Source organism: Sulfitobacter sp. G5_S2_6_S6 (genome assembly GCF_054968505.1).
Genome location: NZ_JBQKUI010000001.1, coordinates 85,710 through 104,929, shown reverse-complemented (window position 1 = coordinate 104,929; position 19,220 = coordinate 85,710). Strand labels below are relative to the sequence as shown.

The 19,220-nt window shown below is 60.8% G+C and carries 16 protein-coding genes; 11 read left to right on the top strand and 5 right to left on the bottom strand.

Annotation, left to right across the window (positions count from 1 at the left end; translation table 11 throughout):
• Positions 1 to 2 precede the first annotated feature (2 nt).
• The 6 genes from nuoL to ACTRWK_RS00410 are packed head-to-tail and all read left to right on the top strand — an operon-like array spanning position 3 to position 8,393.
• Positions 3 to 2,114, top strand: a complete 2,112-nt coding sequence (gene nuoL / locus ACTRWK_RS00435; protein WP_037964172.1) for an NADH-quinone oxidoreductase subunit L — start codon at positions 3 to 5, stop codon at positions 2,112 to 2,114.
• Positions 2,114 to 3,670, top strand: coding sequence for an NADH-quinone oxidoreductase subunit M (locus ACTRWK_RS00430; RefSeq protein WP_462843745.1), 1,557 nt, complete (start codon positions 2,114 to 2,116; stop codon positions 3,668 to 3,670). Before nuoL ends, ACTRWK_RS00430 begins: the two co-directional genes overlap by 1 nt.
• Positions 3,671 to 3,681: 11 nt before the next feature.
• Positions 3,682 to 5,127, top strand: coding sequence for an NADH-quinone oxidoreductase subunit NuoN (nuoN, locus tag ACTRWK_RS00425; protein ID WP_005853955.1), 1,446 nt, complete (start codon positions 3,682 to 3,684; stop codon positions 5,125 to 5,127).
• Positions 5,128 to 5,134: 7 nt separating this feature from the next.
• The gene (locus tag ACTRWK_RS00420) at positions 5,135 to 5,926 is read left to right on the top strand and encodes a biotin--[acetyl-CoA-carboxylase] ligase (RefSeq protein WP_081781252.1); all 792 of its coding nucleotides are present in this window, start codon (positions 5,135 to 5,137) and stop codon (positions 5,924 to 5,926) included.
• A 21-nt stretch (positions 5,927 to 5,947) separates the two neighbouring features.
• Complete coding sequence (locus ACTRWK_RS00415; RefSeq protein ID WP_009824851.1) at positions 5,948 to 6,721, top strand: type III pantothenate kinase; 774 nt, start codon at positions 5,948 to 5,950, stop codon at positions 6,719 to 6,721.
• Positions 6,722 to 6,725: 4 nt separating this feature from the next.
• Positions 6,726 to 8,393, top strand: a complete 1,668-nt coding sequence (locus tag ACTRWK_RS00410; protein ID WP_005853949.1) for a ribonuclease J — start codon at positions 6,726 to 6,728, stop codon at positions 8,391 to 8,393.
• A 172-nt stretch (positions 8,394 to 8,565) separates the two neighbouring features.
• Here ACTRWK_RS00410 and ACTRWK_RS00405 read toward each other — a convergent pair whose 3' ends face one another.
• The 3 genes from ACTRWK_RS00405 to ACTRWK_RS00395 form a co-directional block, all read right to left on the bottom strand.
• Complete coding sequence (locus tag ACTRWK_RS00405) at positions 8,566 to 10,185, bottom strand: DEAD/DEAH box helicase (RefSeq protein ID WP_289081565.1); 1,620 nt, start codon at positions 10,183 to 10,185, stop codon at positions 8,566 to 8,568.
• Between the two features lie 137 nt (positions 10,186 to 10,322).
• On the bottom strand, positions 10,323 to 11,267 hold the full coding sequence (locus ACTRWK_RS00400) for a glycosyltransferase family 2 protein (protein ID WP_289081566.1): 945 nt from the start codon (positions 11,265 to 11,267) through the stop codon (positions 10,323 to 10,325).
• Between the two features lie 42 nt (positions 11,268 to 11,309).
• Positions 11,310 to 12,929 carry a peptide chain release factor 3 gene (locus tag ACTRWK_RS00395; protein WP_037953751.1) on the bottom strand — a complete coding sequence of 540 codons (1,620 nt, stop codon included), beginning with the start codon at positions 12,927 to 12,929 and terminating at the stop codon, positions 11,310 to 11,312.
• A gap of 130 nt (positions 12,930 to 13,059) precedes the next feature.
• Between ACTRWK_RS00395 and ACTRWK_RS00390 the strand changes: the two genes are divergently transcribed.
• Positions 13,060 to 13,419: a SnoaL-like domain-containing protein gene (locus ACTRWK_RS00390; protein WP_462843744.1), complete on the top strand. Its 360-nt coding sequence runs from the start codon at positions 13,060 to 13,062 to the stop codon at positions 13,417 to 13,419.
• Here ACTRWK_RS00390 and ACTRWK_RS00385 read toward each other — a convergent pair whose 3' ends face one another.
• Positions 13,420 to 14,433: a Hint domain-containing protein gene (locus tag ACTRWK_RS00385; RefSeq protein ID WP_005853939.1), complete on the bottom strand. Its 1,014-nt coding sequence runs from the start codon at positions 14,431 to 14,433 to the stop codon at positions 13,420 to 13,422.
• Between the two features lie 183 nt (positions 14,434 to 14,616).
• Here ACTRWK_RS00385 and ACTRWK_RS00380 point away from each other — a divergent pair, with 183 nt between their 5' ends.
• The 3 genes from ACTRWK_RS00380 (at position 14,617) to ACTRWK_RS00370 (ending at position 18,055) form a co-directional block, all read left to right on the top strand.
• The gene (locus tag ACTRWK_RS00380) at positions 14,617 to 15,396 is read left to right on the top strand and encodes an SDR family oxidoreductase (protein ID WP_005853937.1); all 780 of its coding nucleotides are present in this window, start codon (positions 14,617 to 14,619) and stop codon (positions 15,394 to 15,396) included.
• Positions 15,397 to 15,549: 153 nt separating this feature from the next.
• The gene (locus ACTRWK_RS00375; protein ID WP_462843743.1) at positions 15,550 to 16,908 is read left to right on the top strand and encodes an SLC5/6 family protein; all 1,359 of its coding nucleotides are present in this window, start codon (positions 15,550 to 15,552) and stop codon (positions 16,906 to 16,908) included.
• A gap of 43 nt (positions 16,909 to 16,951) precedes the next feature.
• Positions 16,952 to 18,055 (top strand): ABC transporter ATP-binding protein, encoded by a 1,104-nt coding sequence (locus ACTRWK_RS00370; protein WP_462843742.1) that lies wholly within the window; start codon positions 16,952 to 16,954, stop codon positions 18,053 to 18,055.
• Positions 18,056 to 18,104: 49 nt separating this feature from the next.
• Here the strand turns inward: ACTRWK_RS00370 and ACTRWK_RS00365 are convergent, their stop codons facing one another.
• The gene (locus ACTRWK_RS00365; protein ID WP_462843741.1) at positions 18,105 to 18,758 is read right to left on the bottom strand and encodes a helix-turn-helix transcriptional regulator; all 654 of its coding nucleotides are present in this window, start codon (positions 18,756 to 18,758) and stop codon (positions 18,105 to 18,107) included.
• 219 nt (positions 18,759 to 18,977) lie between these two features.
• On the opposite strand from ACTRWK_RS00365, the gene ACTRWK_RS00360 reads away from it, so the two are divergent.
• Positions 18,978 to 19,214, top strand: a complete 237-nt coding sequence (locus ACTRWK_RS00360; RefSeq protein WP_005853930.1) for a twin-arginine translocase TatA/TatE family subunit — start codon at positions 18,978 to 18,980, stop codon at positions 19,212 to 19,214.
• The last annotated feature ends 6 nt before the right edge of the window (positions 19,215 to 19,220 follow it).

Here is a 19,220-nt window from a genome sequence, read left to right as displayed (position 1 = left end):
TCATGGAAACGATCATTCTTTTCGCACCACTTGTCGGTGCATTGATCTGTGGTTTCGGCTGGAAGCTGATCGGGGAGAAGACCGGCCAATATGTGGCAACGGGTCTACTGTTCCTCGCGGCGCTGCTCAGCTGGATCGTGTTCCTTTCGTTTGACGGTGAAACACAGCACATCCAGATCCTGCGCTGGATCGAAAGCGGCAGCCTGTCGACCGATTGGGCGATCCGTCTCGACCGTCTGACCGCGATCATGCTGATCGTGATCACCACGGTCTCCAGCCTCGTGCACCTCTATTCCTTCGGCTACATGGCCCATGACGAGAATTTCTCGGACGCGGAGCCCTATCGCGCCCGTTTCTTCGCCTATCTGTCGTTCTTCACCTTCGCGATGCTGATGCTGGTGACATCTGACAACCTTGTTCAGATGTTCTTTGGCTGGGAAGGCGTGGGCGTCGCATCCTATCTGCTGATCGGCTTCTACTATAAAAAGCCCTCGGCGAATGCGGCGGCGATCAAGGCGTTTGTGGTCAACCGTGTCGGTGACTTCGGCTTTGCGCTTGGTATCTTTGGCCTGTTCTATCTGACCGACTCGATCAAGTTCGACGATGTCTTCGCAGCCACCCCCGAGCTGGCGGAAACCACCGTTGGTTTCCTTTGGGCCGACTGGAATGCCGCGAACCTGATCGCGATCCTGCTGTTCATCGGTGCGATGGGTAAATCGGCGCAGCTCTTCCTGCACACATGGTTGCCCGACGCGATGGAAGGCCCGACGCCTGTGTCGGCGCTGATCCACGCCGCGACGATGGTGACGGCCGGTGTTTTCCTTGTCTGCCGCATGTCTCCGTTGATGGAGGTCGCCCCCGAGGCGATGACATTCGTCACCTTCCTTGGGGCCACCACCGCCTTTGTCGCCGCGACCATCGGTCTGGTGCAGAACGACATCAAACGCGTCATCGCCTATTCGACCATGTCGCAGCTTGGGTATATGTTCGTGGCCGCTGGCGTTGGCATGTATTCTGCCGCGATGTTCCACCTGTTCACCCACGCGTTCTTCAAGGCGATGTTGTTCTTGGGGGCGGGGTCGGTGATTCACGCCATGCACCACGAGCAGGACATGCGTAACTATGGCGCGCTCCGTAAGAAAATCCCCTATACGTTCTGGGCGATGATGATCGGTACGCTGGCCATTACCGGTGTCGGTATTCCGTTGACGCATTTCGGCTTCGCGGGCTTCCTTTCCAAGGATGCGATCATCGAAAGCGCTTGGGGTGGCGGGTCCATGTATGGCTTCTGGATGCTGGTGATCGCGGCTGCGATGACAAGCTTCTACAGCTGGCGCCTGATGTTCCTGACCTTCTTTGGCAAGGCGCGCGGCGACAAGCATACCCATGACCACGCACATGAAAGCCCGATGGTGATGCTGGTGCCGCTTGGCGTGTTGAGCCTTGGCGCGATCTTTGCGGGTATGATCTGGTACAACAGCTTCTTCGGCCACGCCGAGGATGTGGGCGAGTTCTATGGCATCCCCATGGCCGAGATGGCCGCCGGTGGTGAAACCCATGTTGAAGGAGCGGAAGACAGCCACGCCGACGCAGGTGACCACGCTGAAGACGGCCACGGTGCCGATGCCGGTCACCACGGTCCCGCCTTCGCCGGTGCACCGGGCGAGGGGGCCTTGTATATCGCACCCGACAACCACGTTCTGGACGACGCCCACGCCGCACCGGCATGGGTCAAGGTCAGCCCGTTCATCGCGATGGTCTTTGGCCTTGTGATGGCCCTGTGGTTCTACATCTGGAACCCGACCCTGCCGTCGCGTCTGGCGGCGAACCAACGGCCGCTTTATCTGTTCTTGTTGAACAAGTGGTATTTCGACGAGCTGTATAACGTGATCTTCGTCAAACCCGCGATGGCCATCGGTCGCTTCTTCTGGAAGCGCGGGGACGGCAATGTGATCGACGGCACGCTGAACGGTGTCGCTATGGGGATCATCCCGTTCCTCACCCGACTGGCAGGGCGCGCGCAGTCCGGCTATATCTTTACCTACGCCTTTGCCATGGTGATCGGCATCGCGGTCCTTGTGACCTGGATGACGATGAGCGGGGGGGCACACTAATGGATCATCACTTGCTTTCCATCATTACCTTCATGCCCAGCTTTGCGGCGCTTATTCTGGCTGTGTTCCTGCGGGGCGATGATGCCGCAGCGGGGCGCAATGCAAAGTGGCTCGCACTGATCACGACGACGGTCACCTTCCTGATCTCGCTGTTCATCCTGTTCGACTTCGACCCGTCCAACACCGGGTTCCAGTTCGTCGACGAGGCGCAGTGGCTGATGGGCCTGAAATATCGCTTGGGCGTTGACGGGATTTCGATCCTCTTCGTGATGCTGACCACCTTTATGATGCCACTGGTCATTGCCGCCAGCTGGAACGTAGAGACGCGGGTCAAGGAATATATGATCGCCTTCCTGCTGCTGGAAACGCTGATGCTGGGCGTGTTCATGGCGCTGGATCTGGTGCTCTTCTACCTCTTCTTCGAAGCAGGTCTGATCCCGATGTTCCTGATCATCGGCATCTGGGGCGGGGCGAACCGCATTTACGCTTCGTTCAAGTTCTTCCTCTACACCTTCCTCGGGTCCGTCCTGATGCTGGTGGCGATGGTGATGATGTACGCGGATGCCGGCACGACCTGTATTGGCGGATGCGAGGTCAGCTTGCTGACCCATACCTTTGCCTCCGAAAGCTTCTCGATTGCGGGGATCACCGTGGTCGGCGGTTTGCAGACCATGATGTTCCTGGCGTTCTTTGCGAGCTTTGCGGTGAAAATGCCGATGTGGCCGGTGCACACATGGTTGCCTGACGCACACGTTCAGGCCCCGACAGCCGGTTCCGTGGTGCTGGCGGCGATCCTGCTGAAAATGGGCGGCTACGGCTTCTTGCGCTTCTCGGTGCCGATGTTCCCTGTGGGGGCAGATGTGATGGCCCCGCTGGTGCTGTGGATGTCGGCGATCGCGATTGTCTATACCTCGCTGGTGGCGCTGGTGCAGGAAGACATGAAAAAGCTGATCGCCTATTCCTCGGTCGCGCATATGGGTTTCGTGACCATGGGTATCTTTACCTTTAACCAACAGGGCCTGGATGGCGCGATCTTCCAGATGATCAGCCACGGCTTTATCTCGGCTGCGTTGTTCCTCTGTGTGGGCGTGATCTATGACCGGATGCACACCCGCGAGATTGACGCCTATGGCGGTCTGGTGAACCGGATGCCTGCCTATGCGCTGGTGTTCATGTTCTTCACCATGGCCAACGTCGGTCTGCCGGGGACATCGGGCTTTGTCGGGGAATTCCTGACGCTGATGGGCACGTTCCAGGTGAACACCTGGGTCGCGGCGGTAGCTACCTCCGGGGTGATCTTCTCGGCGGCCTATGCGCTGTGGCTCTATCGCCGCGTGGTGATGGGCGATCTGATCAAGGAAAGCCTGCGCACCATCACGGACATGTCGCGCCGCGAACGCTGGATCTTTGCCCCGCTGGTGGCGATGACGTTGCTGTTGGGTGTCTACCCGGCGCTGGTGCTCGACATGATCGGGCCATCGGTTGCCGCCCTTGTTGATAGCTATGATACGGCCCTGGAGGCGGCAGGTGCCGCTGTCCAGACGGCCTCAGAATAAAGGACCGCGCGATGATTTCCGCTGATCTGAATGTCATCCTGCCCGAAATCCTGCTGGCGCTTTTCGCGATCCTGGCACTGCTTGGGGCGGTTTACACCAACAAGGACGCCGCTGCGGGGGTGATCGTCTGGGCCACGGCAATCGTGATGACGCTGCTGGCGATCTGGATCGGTATGACCAGCGGTGGCACCACGCGCATCGCCTTCAACGGTCTGTTCGTCGAAGACAGCTTTGCCCGGTTTGCCAAGGTCACCATGCTGCTCAGCGCGGCGGCGGTGCTGGCGATGTCCGAAGCCTATATGAAAAAGCGCGGGCTGCTGCGGTTTGAATATCCGGTGCTGATCGCGCTGAGCGTCGTCGGCATGATGATGATGGTCAGCGCGGGCGACCTGATGACCCTTTACATGGGTCTCGAGCTGCAATCGCTGGCGCTTTATGTCGTCGCCTCTCTGCGTCGTGACAGCGTGAAATCGACCGAAGCGGGTCTGAAGTATTTCGTTCTGGGCGCTTTGTCCTCTGGTTTGCTGCTGTACGGTGTGTCGCTGGTCTATGGCTACGCCGGCACCACGCAATTCGCGGGCGTCATGAGCCTTGCGAGCGCAGGGCAGACATCGATTGGCCTGTTGTTCGGGATCGTCTTTGTCGTCTCCGGTCTGGCGTTCAAGGTGTCGGCCGTGCCGTTCCACATGTGGACGCCCGATGTCTACGAGGGCGCACCGACGCCGGTTACAGCTTTCTTCGCCACAGCCCCCAAGGTTGCCGCGATGGCGCTGTTTGCCCGCGTGCTGCATGACGCCTTCGGCAATGCTGTCGCCGACTGGAGCCAGATCGTCGCGCTGCTGTCGGTCCTGTCCATGTTCCTTGGTGCCGTCGCCGCGATTGGTCAGACCAACATCAAACGCCTGATGGCCTATTCCTCGATCGCCCACATGGGCTATGCGCTGATCGGCCTTGCCGCCGGGACCGAGCTGGGTGTCAAATCCATGCTGGTCTATCTGGCGATCTACGTGACCATGAACATCGGCACCTTTGCCTTCATCCTCGGGATGGAGAAAGACGGCCAGCCGGTCACCGATATCTCGGCGTTGAACATGTATTCCAAACGCGCGCCGGGTAAGGCGCTGGCGATGCTGGTGCTGCTGTTCTCGCTTGCTGGTGTACCGCCGATGCTGGGCTTCTTCGCCAAGCTGGGTGTCTGGCAGGCGGGTGTGGATGCGGGGCTGGTCTGGCTGGTTGTTGCAAGCGCTGTGGCCTCGGCCATCGGTGCCTATTATTACCTGCGTATCGTTTTCCTGATGTATTTCGGTGCCGAAGGCGATGACCGTCTGGATGAAGGCAAAAGCAGCCTGCTGTCGGGGTTCGTTGTTGCCTCTGCCGTGATCATGGTCGTGGGTATCCTGAACATGTTTGGCGTCGAAACTGCTGCGATCTCTGCAGCGGCGACGCTGATCAACTGATCTGCCGGTGACATCGGTGAACAATGGCGCTTCCACCGCGGGAGCAACGGGGGCCAAGGCGCAAAACGCGTCTTGGCCCGATGGCTATGGGCGGCAGGTTTTCGATAGCGTCGATTCCACCCTGAGCGAGGCGGCACGCCAAGCGAGCGAGCTGACGGGGTCCACATGGATCCTCGCGCAGGAGCAGACCGCCGCACGCGGTCGGCGCGGGCGGTCCTGGGCCACGCCACGGGGCAATTTTGCCGCAACGCTGATGATGCGCCGGTCCGAAAGCCCCTCGACCGCGGCGCTGCGCAGCTTTGTCGCCTCGCTTGCCCTGCGCCGCGCCTTTGTCGCCACCACGCGGGACGAGGGGGCCTTTACCCTGAAGTGGCCGAACGACGTGCTGCTGAATGGCGGTAAGGTCGCGGGCATCCTGCTGGAAAGCATCGGTGATTTTCTGGCCATCGGAATCGGGGTGAACCTTGCCCATGCGCCCGGTGCCGATCAGGTCGAGGCAGGGGCCCTACGCCCCGTTTCCGTCGTGGCAGAGACCGGCAAAGTGGTCCCGCCCGAGGTGTTTTTGGATGCGCTGGCGGCGGAATACGCGCAGCTGGAAACCCAGTTCCAGACCTATGGTTTTGCCCCCATCCGTACCGCGTGGTTGTCCCATGCCGCGCGTTTGGGCGAAGAGATCGTCGCGCGCACCATGAAGGACGAAACCCGTGGTGTGTTCGAAGACGTGGACGCGCAAGGCAACCTGATCCTGCGCACCCCTAAAGGCCGTGTGCCCATCACTGCGGCGGATGTATTTTTCTAAGCGCGAGCGGAGGGATGTGCCATGCTGTTGGCGATTGACTGCGGAAACACCAATACAGTCTTTTCGATCTGGGACGGGGCGCGGTTCCTCGGGACGTGGCGGACCTCTACCGAATGGCAGCGTACCTCTGACCAATATTACGTCTGGCTCAGCACCTTGATGAAGTTTCAGGGCGTCGAGGCAGATATCACCGATGTCATCATCAGCTCGACCGTGCCGCGGGTGGTGTTCAACCTGCGCGTTCTGGCGGACCGCTATTTTGACACGCGGCCCATTGTGGTGGGCAAACCCGATTGCCTGCTGCCCGTGGATGTCCGCGTTGACGAAGGCACCGCCGTGGGGCCTGACCGTCTGGTCAACACGGTGGCGGGGCATGATCTTTATGGCGGTGATCTGATCATTGTCGATTTCGGCACGGCGACGACCTTTGACGTGGTCGATACGGACGGGGCCTATATCGGCGGGGTGATTGCCCCCGGTGTGAACCTGAGCCTTGAGGCATTGCATAACGCCGCGGCGGCCTTACCTCATGTAGACATCTCGAAACCACAGGCGGTGATTGGTACAAATACCGTCTCTTGCATACAATCGGGCATTTTTTGGGGTTATGTTGGCCTCGTCCGTGAGATATGTGCCCGAATAAAGGCTGAGCGCGGCCGCGAAATGCGCGTGATTGCCACAGGCGGGCTGGCCCCGCTCTTTCAACAGACAGTCGATCTGTTTGATGCATACCAAGATGATTTGACGATGCACGGCCTGACCGTGATTTATAACTATAACAAGGATACCGCTTAGTCATATGAGCAGCGAAAGATTGATCTATCTGCCCCTCGGTGGGGCAGGTGAAATTGGCATGAATGCCTATGTTTATGGATACGGGAAACCCGGTAAGGAGCGGCTGATTGTTGTCGACCTTGGCGTGGCCTTCCCCGACATGGACACAAGCCCCGGCGTGGATCTGATCATCCCCGATATCGCCTGGCTTGAAGAACGCCGCGACCAGATCGAGGCGATTTTCATCACCCACGCCCACGAAGACCATATCGGTGCCGTGGCCCATACCTATGACCGCCTGCGCGCGCCGATCTATACGCGGAAATTCACCGCCAATATCGCCAAGCGCAAGATGGACGAATACGGCCACCCCGACGATGCGGTGACCACCGTGGCCCCTTGGCCGCAACAAACGACCGTAGGGCCGTTCAAAGTGGGTTTCCTGCCCATGTCCCACTCCATCCCTGAATCGTCGTCGCTGGTGATTGATGTCGCTGGTGATCGCCTGATCCACTCGGGCGACTTCAAAATCGACATGACACCCGGTGTTGGTGAACCCTACGACCCCGAACTTTGGGCCGACGTGTCCAAGGACGGCGTCAAGGCGCTGATCTGTGACAGTACCAACGTCTTCTCGCAGCATGCAGGCCGGTCCGAAGCGACCGTCGGGCCAGAGATTGAAAAGCTGCTCGGCACCGCGCAGGGTATGGTCGTCGCGACGACCTTCGCCTCTAACGTCGCGCGTGTGAAGACGCTGGCGGATGCGGGCGAACGGGCAGGGCGGTCGGTTGTGCTGCTGGGACGTGCCATGAAACGCATGGTCGAAGCCTCGCTTGAAACCGGCGTGATGAAGGACTTCCCCCCGGTCGTGAGCCCGGAAGAAGCCCGCGGCATCCCGCGCGAGAACCTGATGCTGCTGGTAACAGGGTCGCAAGGGGAGCGTCGTGCGGCGTCGGCACAGCTGGCACGCGGCAAATACATGGGGCTGGAAATGAAGGAAGGGGACATGTTCCTGTTCTCGTCCAAAACCATTCCGGGCAACGAGCGTGGCGTGATCAAGGTGATCAACGCATTCTCCGAGATGGGCGTTGATATCGTCGACGACAGCTCGGGTCTGTATCACGTATCGGGCCACGCCAACCGTCCCGATCTGGAAACGCTGCATGACGTGGTCAAGCCGCAGATCCTGATCCCGATGCATGGTGAGCACCGCCACCTGCGCGAGCACACCAAAATCGCCAACGCCAAGGGGATGAAGGGTGTTCTGGCCGTTAACGGCATGATGATCGACCTGTCGGGCAACGAGCCCAAGGTCGTTGAATATGTCGACAGCGGGCGGACCTACCTTGACGGCTCTACCCAGATTGGCGCGATGGATGGCGTTGTGCGCGACCGTATCCGCATGGCGCTGAACGGCCACGTCACCGTTACCGTCATCCTGGACGAGAATGACGAAGCCTTGGGCGATCCTTGGGTCGATGCCATGGGGCTACCAGAGCAAGGTCGGTCCAAGACGTCGCTGGTTGACGTGCTGGAAGCCGATCTGGCCCAGTTCCTTGGCCGTGCTAATGCCAAGACCCTGCGCGACGACGACAAGCTGCACGATGGGTTGAAGCGCACTGTGCGTCAGTCCGCCAACGATGAGATCGGCAAAAAGCCCGAGGTTACCATCGTGGTCAGCCGCCTGAGCTAATACGCTCTCACACTAAATAGAAAACGCCGCGCAGCCCTCTGCGCGGCGTTCTGCGTTTGTGGGGGCAGGGTGTGGCGCGCCGGAACTGCTGCAAGGCAAAGCGGTAGCGACAAAGAAAAAGGCGCAGAGGATGCTCTGCGCCTTTAATCGTTTCTGTCAGTGGTGCGCGGGGTTATTCGCGACGCTCGGCAAAGCTTAGGCCGATGAACTCGGGCGTGTGATCGCCCAGACCGACGACACGGTTGTCGTTGCGGTTGTTCTGCTGACGGTTGTTGTCATTGCGGTTGTTATCACCGCGCCCGCCACGGCCACCGCGACGGTTGTTGGGTTTGTCGTCCTGAGCGGCGTCTGCCTTTTGGGCAGGGGCCTTGTCTGCGGACTCTTTGGCTGGTTTGTCCGACTTTTTGTCTTGCGGCTTTGCATCAGATTTGGCGTCCGCTTTGGCATCGGATTTGTCCGCCTTGGGGCTGTCCGCCTGCGCCGTCTCTGTCTGTTCAGCGTCAACCTTAGCCGCATCAGGCTTTTTACGGCTGCGCGTGCGGGTGCGTTTGGGCTTCTCAGATTTGGTCGCCTCATCGGATTTCGCAGCGGGGGCATCGGCTGTCTTGGCCTCTGCCGCTGGGGCCACTTTTGCCTCCGAACCGCCCAAGGGGTTGTCGAGGCGTGGGATCTCGCGCTGTACCAGACGTTCAACGTCCTCGAGGTTCTTTTCGTCCCGCGGGACGCAGATCATGATCGCCTTGCCATCACGTCCCGCGCGACCCGTGCGGCCGATCCGGTGCACGTAATCCTCGGCATGGGAGGGCACGTCGTAGTTATACACGTGGCTGACCGACGGCACATCAAGACCGCGCGCCGCCACGTCAGAGGCAACAAGGAAGCGCAGATCGCCGTTGCGGAACCCTTCCAGCGTTTTGGTCCGCTGGCTTTGATCAAGATCCCCATGGATCGGAGCCGCGTCATAGCCGTATTTTTTCAACGACTTAGCGACCGTATCCACATCCATCTTGCGGTTGCAGAAGATGATCGCGTTGGTGCATTTGTCGCCTTCGGCGTCGATCAACGCGCGCAGCACTTTACGTTTTTCCGTCGCTTCGCGGTCCTTGCGCGAGGCTTTGAACATCAGCACGCCTTGCTCGATATTCTCGCTCGTGGTGGCCTGACGGGCGACTTCGATACGCTCGGGCGCAGAGAGGAAGGTGTTCGTAATCCGCTCGATCTCGGGGGCCATCGTGGCCGAGAAGAACAGCGTCTGACGGGTAAAGGGCGTCATCTGGAAGATGCGTTCGATATCGGGGATGAACCCCATATCCAACATCCGGTCGGCTTCGTCTACGACCATGATCTTCACGTCGGACAAGATCAGCTTGCCGCGCTCAAAGTGGTCGATCAGACGGCCGGGCGTGGCGATCAAAACGTCAACGCCCTTGTCGATCAGCTTGTCCTGCTCTCCGAACGACACGCCGCCGATCAGCAGCGCTTTGGTCAGTTTCAGGTGCTTGGTATAGGTGTCGAAGTTCTCGGCCACCTGTGCCGCCAGTTCCCGCGTGGGGCACAGCACCAGACTGCGCGGCATCCGGGCGCGGGCGCGGCCACGGGCAAGCAGGGTGATCATGGGCAGGGTAAAGCTGGCAGTTTTGCCGGTGCCTGTTTGGGCGATTCCCAAGACGTCCTTGCCTTCAAGGGCAGGGGGGATCGCGCCGGCCTGAATTGGCGTGGGGGTTTCATACCCGGCCTCATCAATGGCTTTCAGGACTTTAGGATTAAGGTTTAGATCAGAAAATTTTGTCATGTGTGTCCGATGATAGCGGACATACACTTGGCCCGCGGCAGCATTCATGTCGGCCCGCATGGCCCAAGGGGCGGAGGCTCTCCGCGACATGTTCTGCACCCATTAACAAAGACTCCCCGTCGCGTCAAATGGATGCGCTAAAGCCCTGTGAAACGGGGGAAATGTGTTGCCAGTTGGTCGGGCAGCGCCAGATCAACCTCGCGTAGCAGCCCGTGGTCGCGCAGGCGGCTGCGCAATTCCGGTGTATCTGCGCAGACTTCGTCGAAAAACGCGCGCAACCCTTCCTCGCCGCTTTCACTCTCTATCATCGAGAAAAGGTCATTTAGCGACAGACCGCCTTGGTCATAGGGGCGGTTGGGGCGCAGTTCGGGGCGGTAGCTGCCCTTGGTGATGCGGTAGCGGTACGCGGCGATCCAGTCGTCCCATGTTTTCGCATGGGCATGGGCCAGCGTGATCTCGGGCGGAGCGTCGTGACAGTCCAGCATCTCGCCCTTTTGAAAGACGTTGTGGATGCGCAGATGCATATTCGGCAGCCCCGTGCGGACAAATACCTTGCCCGCTAGATGGCTGAGAAACCCGCCCTTCAAATAAGCGCCATAGGTCGGATAAAGCTCTGCCACAATGCGCGCGCGGTCGGGGCCGGCGGGGATGAAGCCCTTGAACGCCGTCGGATCGCCTGAAAGCTGCTCCATCGGGCGGATGCGGGTGGCCGGCGCAGCTTGCGGGATATCGGCCAGAATGTCAGCGATCGGGCGGCCTGCGACCAGATACTCGTCCGCATCCATGTGGATCAGCCAGTCCACCTCGCGGCGGCGGTTGTAGGCATGGGTCGCGTTTGCCGTCTGGCGTTGCTGGTGGGCGTCTGGCCGGTCACGTTTGCGCTGCTTCCAATAGCGCGCGTCGCAGGTGATGACGCGGATCTTGGGATGAGCGTCGAGATGGGCAAAGGCCTCGTCATTGGGCGCATCCAGATAGATGTAAAGCCGCTGCGCGCCCGCCGCCAGATGATAGGCGGCGAACTGCAATATGTCGCGCGTCGGTGCCAGAATGGTAGAGGCGATGCCCCATGTCACATCAGTCATGGGGCCAGTTTGCGGTGCGTCGGACGGGCTGGCAAGCCCAAGTCAGACCATCATTTCCTTGGTCGCGGTCAGGCGCACATCGGGGTAATCGCGGTCCACACGGTCGATATCCCATTGCAGCCGCGTCAGGTAAACGATGTCGCCATCGTGGTCATGGGCGATATGCTGTTTGTTGGCTTCTGTAAACTTATCAACGGCTTGCCGGTCACCGTTCACCCAACGAGCAGAGGTGAACTGCGATTGTTCGAACCGCACCGGCAGCCCGTATTCCAGCTCGATCCGGCTGGCGAGCACTTCGAACTGTAGCTGCCCGACGACGCCCACAACAAAGCCCGAGCCGATGGCGGGTTTAAAGACCTTCGCCGCACCTTCTTCGGCGAATTGCATCAGCGCTTTTTCAAGGTGTTTCGATTTCATCGGATCGCCCGCGCGCACGCCCTGCAACAGCTCTGGCGCGAAGGACGGGATGCCACTGACGCGGATCGCCTCGCCCTCGGTCAGGGTGTCACCGATGCGCAGCTGCCCGTGGTTGGGAATGCCGATGATGTCACCGGCCCATGCTTCCTCGGCCAGCTCGCGGTCGGCGGCAAGGAACATCACGGGGTTGGTGACAGACATGGTTTTCTTGGACCGCACATGGGTCAGTTTCATGCCACGGGTAAAATGGCCCGACGCCAGACGGACAAAGGCCACGCGGTCGCGGTGCTTGGGGTCCATGTTCGCCTGAACCTTGAAGACAAAGCCGGAAACCTTTGGTTCTTCAGGTAAAATCTGTCTTGGCTCTGCCGATTGAATCTGCGGTTCGGGGCCGTAGGTGGCGATGCCGTCCATCAGTTCCTTGACGCCAAAGCTGTTGATCGCAGAGCCGAACCAGATCGGTGTCAGCGACCCTTCGGCCATCAGCGCCGCATCCAGCGGCGGCATCAGCTCGCGGACCATCTCAAGGTCTTCGCGTAGCTTCTCTAGCAGGGCGGCGGGCACGTGTTCGGCCAGCTTGGGGTCGTCGAGCCCTTCGATCGCAATGCTTTCGGAAACCTTGTTCCGGTCGGCACGGTCCATCAGTTCAAGCCGGTCGCGCAGGATGTCGTAGCAGCCGATAAAGTCGCGGCCCACGCCGATGGGCCAGCTTGCAGGGGTCACATCAATGGCAAGGTTTTCCTGAATTTCGTCGATGATCTCGAAGACATCGCGGCTCTCGCGGTCCATCTTGTTACAGAATGTCAGGATCGGCAGGTCGCGCATGCGGCAGACCTCGAACAGCTTTTGCGTCTGGCTTTCCACGCCTTTCGCGCCGTCAATCACCATCACGGCCGCGTCAACAGCGGTCAGCGTGCGGTAGGTATCTTCGGAAAAGTCAGAGTGGCCGGGCGTATCCACAAGGTTAAAGCGGAAATTCGTGCCCTTGTTCATGAAATCGAACGACATAGCCGAAGCCGAGACAGAGATACCGCGGTCTTTTTCCATCGCCATAAAGTCAGAGCGGGTGCGTCGCGCCTCGCCCTTGGCCCGGACCTGACCGGCCATCTGGATCGCCCCGCCGAACAGCAGGAATTTCTCTGTCAGCGTGGTTTTCCCCGCATCGGGGTGGGAAATGATCGCAAAGGTGCGACGCCGAGCGATTTCGGCAGGCAAAGCGGGGCGGTTTGAGGGGGTATCCAACATGGATTGGCATATATCCACGCCCGTACACACGCGCAAGTCTGCTTGGATCAGGCGGGTGGTGGCATTTTCTTGGGGGTCGGCGCGAAACTGCGGTATGATGGGCGCAGATGAAACCAGAGGGGGTGTGACAATGGAATTGAAAGAGATCGCAGATGCGTTGGTAAAAGGCTGCCGCGAGGGCCACGAGGTGGCGAACCTTGATCGGCTTTACGCGCAGGACGCCATGTCGGTTGAAGGGATGGACCACGGAAACGGGCGCGAAACTCAGGGCCTTGAGGGCATCAAGGGCAAGCATGCGTGGTGGGACAGCGCGATGGAGGTGACGCGTCAGAATGTCAGCGACCCGATGCTCCACGGCGATGACCGCTTTGCCGTCATCTTTGATGTTGCGGCGCGCGAAAAAGACAGCGGCACCGAGATGGAGATGAAAGAGGTCGCCATCTACCACGTGGCCAATGGCAAGATCGTGCGCGAGGAATTCTTTGGTTGATCAGCGCATGCTGGCGCGGCGCAGCAGTTCTGCCGCGTCGGGGCGGTCCAGCAGGGGTTCCGACACATCCAGCCCCGCATGGGGCAGGTCGGAATGGCCGGGGATGACATCGCCCATAGCGTCCGACAGCTCTTGCGGCAGCACGCCTTTGGTGCGGCTGTCGATCAGCATGGATTCCGCCGCGATGCCTTCGGCATAGATGATCTGGTGCCCGTCAAACAGCAGTTGGAAATAGTCGACAAAGCCGCCGTCCTGTACCCGTACCGTATCGCCGTTGACCAGATGGCGGACCTTGACCAGCAGCTCTGACCGGCCGGCGCCCAGACGGTCTTCGCGTTGGTAGATGAACAGGCGGTGATCGGGGCTGACGATCAGGTCATTGTCGTTGTTCAACGTGCCCGCGTTGATGCAGATCGGGGCGAATTCGCCAACCGCGCGCACGGTGCTTTGTCCGATCCAGCGGATCGCCTGCACGCCGTCATCGCGGGTCAGGACCTTGTCCCCGACGCAGAGTTCTTCGATCGGGCGCTGCTCACCGGTGGCCATGGTGATATGCGTGCCGCGGGTGAAGGACACACAGGCCACTTGCGCGAACTTCTGGCGCATCGTCTCGGTGTCGATGCCAACCAGCCGGTATTCCACTTTGGACGACAGCGCGCTGAGCGGGATGAGATAGATCGCTTCGGCATGGCCGTCATCGGCCACTTCGACCAGCAGGATCGCATCGTTGATCTGCCCGTCAGGCGACATGAAGGTCAGTGCGCAATCCAGATGCAGGGCGGCCCCGCTGGTGCCGGTTTGCGTATCGGGCGCGATCGACAGGCTGCCATCCGGTGCCGTCTGGATCGACAGGCGCACTGGTTCGGCCCCGTAGGACAGCTCGTACACATCATCCAGCAGCAGTTCCGAGGCAAAAGACAGCGTGTCGCCCATATTCGCACCATCCGTCGCCGTGAATTGCGTCGCACGAAAGACAGGGACGCTTTGCGGAGGGGAAGGGCGGGGCGAGGTCATGGGGCGGGCCTTTGCGCGCGAACGGTGAATGATATCGGGGCCGGCAGTCACACAACTGCCGGTGGTTCTTGTCTCTTTGCCATAGGATTGTGTCCCATTCGGGTCAAGCCTTTGGCCTTTTGCTGGCATTGTCCGCGAAGACAGTGCTACGACTTGCGCGAACACTAACCGGGAGAGATCGCTATGGATCTGGGAATCAAGGGAAAACGCGCATTGGTTTGCGCATCGTCAAAGGGCCTCGGCCTGGGCTGCGCAGAGGCGCTGGCCGAAGCGGGGGTGGATCTGGTGATGAACGCACGCGGTGCCGCTGATCTGGAAACAGCCGCAGAACGCATCCGTCAGGACTATGGCGTCGAGGTCACCACCATCGCCGCCGATATCGCCACGGACGAAGGCCAGAAGCTGGTGCTGGAGGCCGCGGGCCAGATCGACATTCTGGTCAATAACGCAGGCGGCCCACCCCCCGGCATGTGGAGCGATTGGGACCGCGAGGATTTCATCAAGGCGCTCGATGCGAACATGCTGGCCCCCATTGCGATGATCAAGGCACTGGTGCCTGCGATGATGGACCGTGGCTGGGGCCGCGTCGTCAACATCACCTCGCAATCCGTACGCGCGCCAATCGGCGTTCTGGGGCTCAGCAACTCGGCACGTACCGGTCTGACCGGCTATGTCGCGGGCACCTCGCGTCAGGTCGCGGGCAAGGGTGTCACGATCAACAACCTGCTGCCCGGCATCCACGCCACCGACCGCGCCGATGCACTGGATGGCGGCGTCGTCAAACAAAAGGGCATCACGCTGGAAGAGGCCCGCACCGAGCGCGCATCGACCATCCCAGCAGGGCGCTATGGCACGCGGCATGAATTCGGCGCGGCCTGTGCTTTCCTGTGCTCGCAACACGCGGGATTTATCGTCGGGCAGAACTTGCTGCTTGACGGCGGGGCGACCAATATCACGATGTGAGGGCGAGGGGCGGGCGCTGTGATGTCCGCGCGGCACGCGCGCCCGTCTGACATATTTCATCACGTTTACGACAGACCGCCGCGCAACAGATAGCGCGGCGGTTTGTGCTAGGCTACCCATGGACGTTGCTGTCCCTTTCAAAGGTATTCTCGGATGTCCCCCATTGTTCTGTTTGTTCTCTTCGGTGCCATCATCGCCGCAAGTCTGCTGGCCGCACCGCGCCGCGCCTCGGTCGAGGGGTTCTTTGGCGGGATGACGGCCCAAGGCGGTGCGCCGGGGCTTTGGACGCTGGTGCTCAGCCAGGTCACCACATGGATTTTCGCGCGCAGCCTGATGAACGCGGCGATCCTGGGATATTACTACGGCATCGCGGGCACGCTGGCCTATGCCGCCTACTACGGGTCTTTCCTGACCGGGGGCTTTATCGTCGGACGTCTGCGCCAGAACGGTGCCATGTCGGTGCAGGATTGGCTGGGCGCGCGCTTTGGCGGGGCGGGCAATGCCTGCTATAATCTGGTCATCGCGCTGCGGCTCTTGTCCGAGGTATTCGCCAATCTGCTGGTGGTGGGGCTGATCTTTAACGCCGTGCTGGCGGGCAGCGGCACGCCTGCGATCCTGATCGTGGCGCTCGTGGGGCTGGGCTATTCCGCTTGGGGCGGGCTAAGTGCCGCGCTGCGCACCGATGTGGTGCAGATGGTCGTGTTCCTCGTGGTTTTCGGTGTCGCCTTTGTGGCGCTGGTCGTGTCGCCCGGCTTTGATTTGGGGGCGGTTGTCACGGCACCGGGGACCGCAGGGGCCTATAACGGCTGGGTCTTGCTGGCCGTGGCGCTGTTGCAAGTGTTTTCCTACCCCGCGCATGATCCGGTGATGATGGACCGCGGGTTTATCGCCGACCCGGAGGTGACGCGCCGGTCCTTTCTGCATGCCTTCTGGATCTCGACCCTGTGTATCATCGGCTTCGGGTTCTTCGGCATTCAGGCGAGCCTTGTCGGTGCGGCCTACGAGGGCGAGCTGATCGGCACCTGGGCCACGATGTTTCCTGCGTGGGTGTTTGTGGCGCTGATGATTTCGCTGCTGGTCTCGGCGCTGAGCACGCTGGATTCCGCGCTCTCTTCTGCCGCGCGTCTGGTGGTTGAAGAGCTGAAGCTCGCACCGCGTAGCCTGAACGGCGGGCGGATTGTGATGCTGGGCTTTATGGCCGCGGGCACGGTGCTGACCCTCTGGGGCAATGCGACGCTGTTCGATGCGGTGGCCGTGTCGGGTACCGCGTCGATGTTCCTGACGCCGGTGCTGGTGGTCGGGCTGGTGATGCAGCGGCAGATCGCCCTATGGGCCTATCTGGCGGCCTTCGGGGCGGCGATGATCGGGGCCTTTGCCTATTTTGCCCGTGCGTGGCCCGCCTTTGCCGCGGTGCTGCCAGAGGGGCATAAATACGAACAGCTTTTGGTGATTTGTGTGGTCGCTCTGGTCGCAGGCTTCGCGGCGGTGCTTGCGGGCGCGCGGCGGGGCTGATAGCGGTCGATCCCGAGCGAATTGATCGGATTAGACCGCGCCCATGACTGACTTGACTGACGTGCACCCGAGACTGGAAATCAAGAATCTGCAGCGTGCCTATGGCGGGCGCGCTGTCGTGGATGATGTCAGCCTGAAAATCATGCCGGGGCAGGTGACCTGTCTGCTGGGGCCATCGGGCTGCGGCAAGTCGACCACCCTGCGGATGATCGCCGGCGTCGAGATGCAGGACAGCGGGACGATCCATGTCGACGGCAAGCTGATCTGTGACACGGTTTTCCGCGTGCCCCCCGAACGGCGCGAGATCGGGTTGATGTTTCAGGATTTCGCGCTGTTTCCGCATCTTAGCGTGGCCGACAACGTGGGCTTTGGCTTGAAAACCGGCACCAAGGCCGAACGCCGCGCCCGTATCGAGGAACTGCTTGAGCGTGTGGACCTGCTGCGGTTCATCGACGGCTATCCGCATCAACTGTCGGGGGGCGAACAACAGCGCGTGGCGCTGGCGCGTGCCTTGGCCCCGCGGCCCAAGATCATGCTGATGGACGAGCCCTTCTCGGGTCTTGATAACCGGCTGCGCGATGACATCCGGGACGAGACTTTGGGTATCCTGAAAGAGGAAGGTACCGCCGTCTTGCTGGTCACCCACGAGCCCGAGGAAGCCATGCGCATGGCAGACGAGATCGCCTTGATGCGCGATGGCAAGATCGTGCAGCAGGGGGCCCCCTATAACGTGTATACGCGTCCCGTCGACCGCGCGTCGGTGGCGTTTTTCTCGGACGCGAATGTGCTGCGGGCCGAGGTGTCTGGGGCGCTTGCGCATACGGTCTTTGGCCGGTTTCTGGCCCCGGGCGTGCCGGACGGGACGCAGGTGGATATCGTATTCCGCCCCCAGCATTTGCGCATCGACTTTGACCGAGCGGGCAAGGGGCCGTTGCCAACCTCGACCGATGGCACCGCGGCCCGCGCCGTTGTTGCGCGTGCGCGTTTCATGGGGAATGAAAGTCTCGTGGAATTTGTCATGGACCATGACGGCAGCACCCTGCGCGCCACCGTGCCCAATGTCTTCTTGCCGCAGCCCGGGGCCGTCATGTGGCTGACCGTGCGCCGCGATCGTTGTTTTGTCTTTCCGGTGCATGCGGCAGGGTAGACCGCTGGCGGCTGTCCCTGTGGCACCGCGGGATGCCTTCGGCGAGGATTTAATCCATTTGGAAGGCGGGCGGCGCGGTGAATAGCGCGGGCAGCGGGTGTGTCGCCTCGATCAGGTCAAGCCGCAGGGTGGTGTTTTGCCCCTTGGTTTCATCCCAACCCGACAGGGTCCAACTGCGCGCGGCATGGCTGAGCCTGTGGGGGTGGAGCACCAGCGTATCGAGCGAGCCATCGTCGGCGTTATAGACGATCCTGAGTTTCTGACGCGCGCGGATTGCGGCGCGCAGCACGGGCAGATGCCCCAACCCCCGCGCGGCATTGGCGAAAGGGTGTTCGATGCGCTGCCAGTCCTGCGTTGCGGGCTGTGCGGTCTCGGGCAAGGCCGCATCGATTTTTTGCGCCAGAGAGGTCGCGGCGGCCTGTAGGTCGGGGTCGGTTGTTTCAAGCACAACGGCGAGGGCGAGTTGCAATGCCTCAATTTCTTCGGGGGAGAGGGATAGCGGCGGCAGCACCGTGGCGGGTGTCAGGCGGTAGCCTGCGCCACGGGTGCCGGTGATCGCAACGCCCGACGCCTGCAGCCGCGCGATGTCGCGGTAGAGCGTGCGCAAGGACACGCCCGCTACCTGCGCCATATCCTCGGCCCGGTGAAGCTGGTGGTCGCCCAAGAGGGAGAGCAGGGAAAACAATCGATCGCTGCGGCGCATGGTTTCTGTGTGCCACACAGGTGGACAGGGTGCAAGGAAACTGCCAAAAAACTGTCAGGAGTGTTGGGGCGGTCGTCGGAGGGTGTAAATTTTGCGGGGCCGCGCGGCGAGGGAAACGCTTTGGCCCTTCAAGCTGCCAGAGCAGGGGCCTAAAAAGAGACAGAGTTTACCGGCGGGGGCAGTCCCCCTGCCTCACATTCGGATTATGGAGTTGAGACTATGTTGAACAATATCGGCCTTCCGGGTCTTTTGCTGATTGCAGTTGTGGTGCTGGTCCTGTTCGGGCGCGGCAAGATTTCCAGCCTGATGGGCGAAGTCGGCAAGGGTATCACCAGCTTTAAGAAAGGCATCAGCGAAGGCGAAGATGACGTGAAAAACGGCGACAAGGACACTGCCGAGCTGAGCGATGACACCGTTGTTGTCACCGACACGAAGACCGACAAGGACCGGGTGTAATCTCTC

Bases quoted from the DNA above. Each gene is read 5' to 3' on its own strand.
- ACTRWK_RS00360 (WP_005853930.1), top strand. From the start codon at position 18,978: ATGTTGAACAATATCGGCCTTCCGGGTCTTTTGCTGATTGCAGTTGTG.
- ACTRWK_RS00385 (WP_005853939.1), bottom strand. From the start codon at position 14,433: ATGACCTCGCCCCGCCCTTCCCCTCCGCAAAGCGTCCCTGTCTTTCGT.
- ACTRWK_RS00405 (WP_289081565.1), bottom strand. From the start codon at position 10,185: ATGACAAAATTTTCTGATCTAAACCTTAATCCTAAAGTCCTGAAAGCC.
- ACTRWK_RS00430 (WP_462843745.1), top strand. From the start codon at position 2,114: ATGGATCATCACTTGCTTTCCATCATTACCTTCATGCCCAGCTTTGCG.
- ACTRWK_RS00365 (WP_462843741.1), bottom strand. From the start codon at position 18,758: ATGCGCCGCAGCGATCGATTGTTTTCCCTGCTCTCCCTCTTGGGCGAC.
- ACTRWK_RS00410 (WP_005853949.1), top strand. From the start codon at position 6,726: ATGAGCAGCGAAAGATTGATCTATCTGCCCCTCGGTGGGGCAGGTGAA.
- nuoN (WP_005853955.1), top strand. From the start codon at position 3,682: ATGATTTCCGCTGATCTGAATGTCATCCTGCCCGAAATCCTGCTGGCG.
- ACTRWK_RS00390 (WP_462843744.1), top strand. From the start codon at position 13,060: ATGGAATTGAAAGAGATCGCAGATGCGTTGGTAAAAGGCTGCCGCGAG.
- ACTRWK_RS00395 (WP_037953751.1), bottom strand. From the start codon at position 12,929: ATGTTGGATACCCCCTCAAACCGCCCCGCTTTGCCTGCCGAAATCGCT.
- ACTRWK_RS00415 (WP_009824851.1), top strand. From the start codon at position 5,948: ATGCTGTTGGCGATTGACTGCGGAAACACCAATACAGTCTTTTCGATC.
- ACTRWK_RS00400 (WP_289081566.1), bottom strand. From the start codon at position 11,267: ATGACTGATGTGACATGGGGCATCGCCTCTACCATTCTGGCACCGACG.
- ACTRWK_RS00380 (WP_005853937.1), top strand. From the start codon at position 14,617: ATGGATCTGGGAATCAAGGGAAAACGCGCATTGGTTTGCGCATCGTCA.
- nuoL (WP_037964172.1), top strand. From the start codon at position 3: ATGGAAACGATCATTCTTTTCGCACCACTTGTCGGTGCATTGATCTGT.
- ACTRWK_RS00375 (WP_462843743.1), top strand. From the start codon at position 15,550: ATGTCCCCCATTGTTCTGTTTGTTCTCTTCGGTGCCATCATCGCCGCA.
- ACTRWK_RS00370 (WP_462843742.1), top strand. From the start codon at position 16,952: ATGACTGACTTGACTGACGTGCACCCGAGACTGGAAATCAAGAATCTG.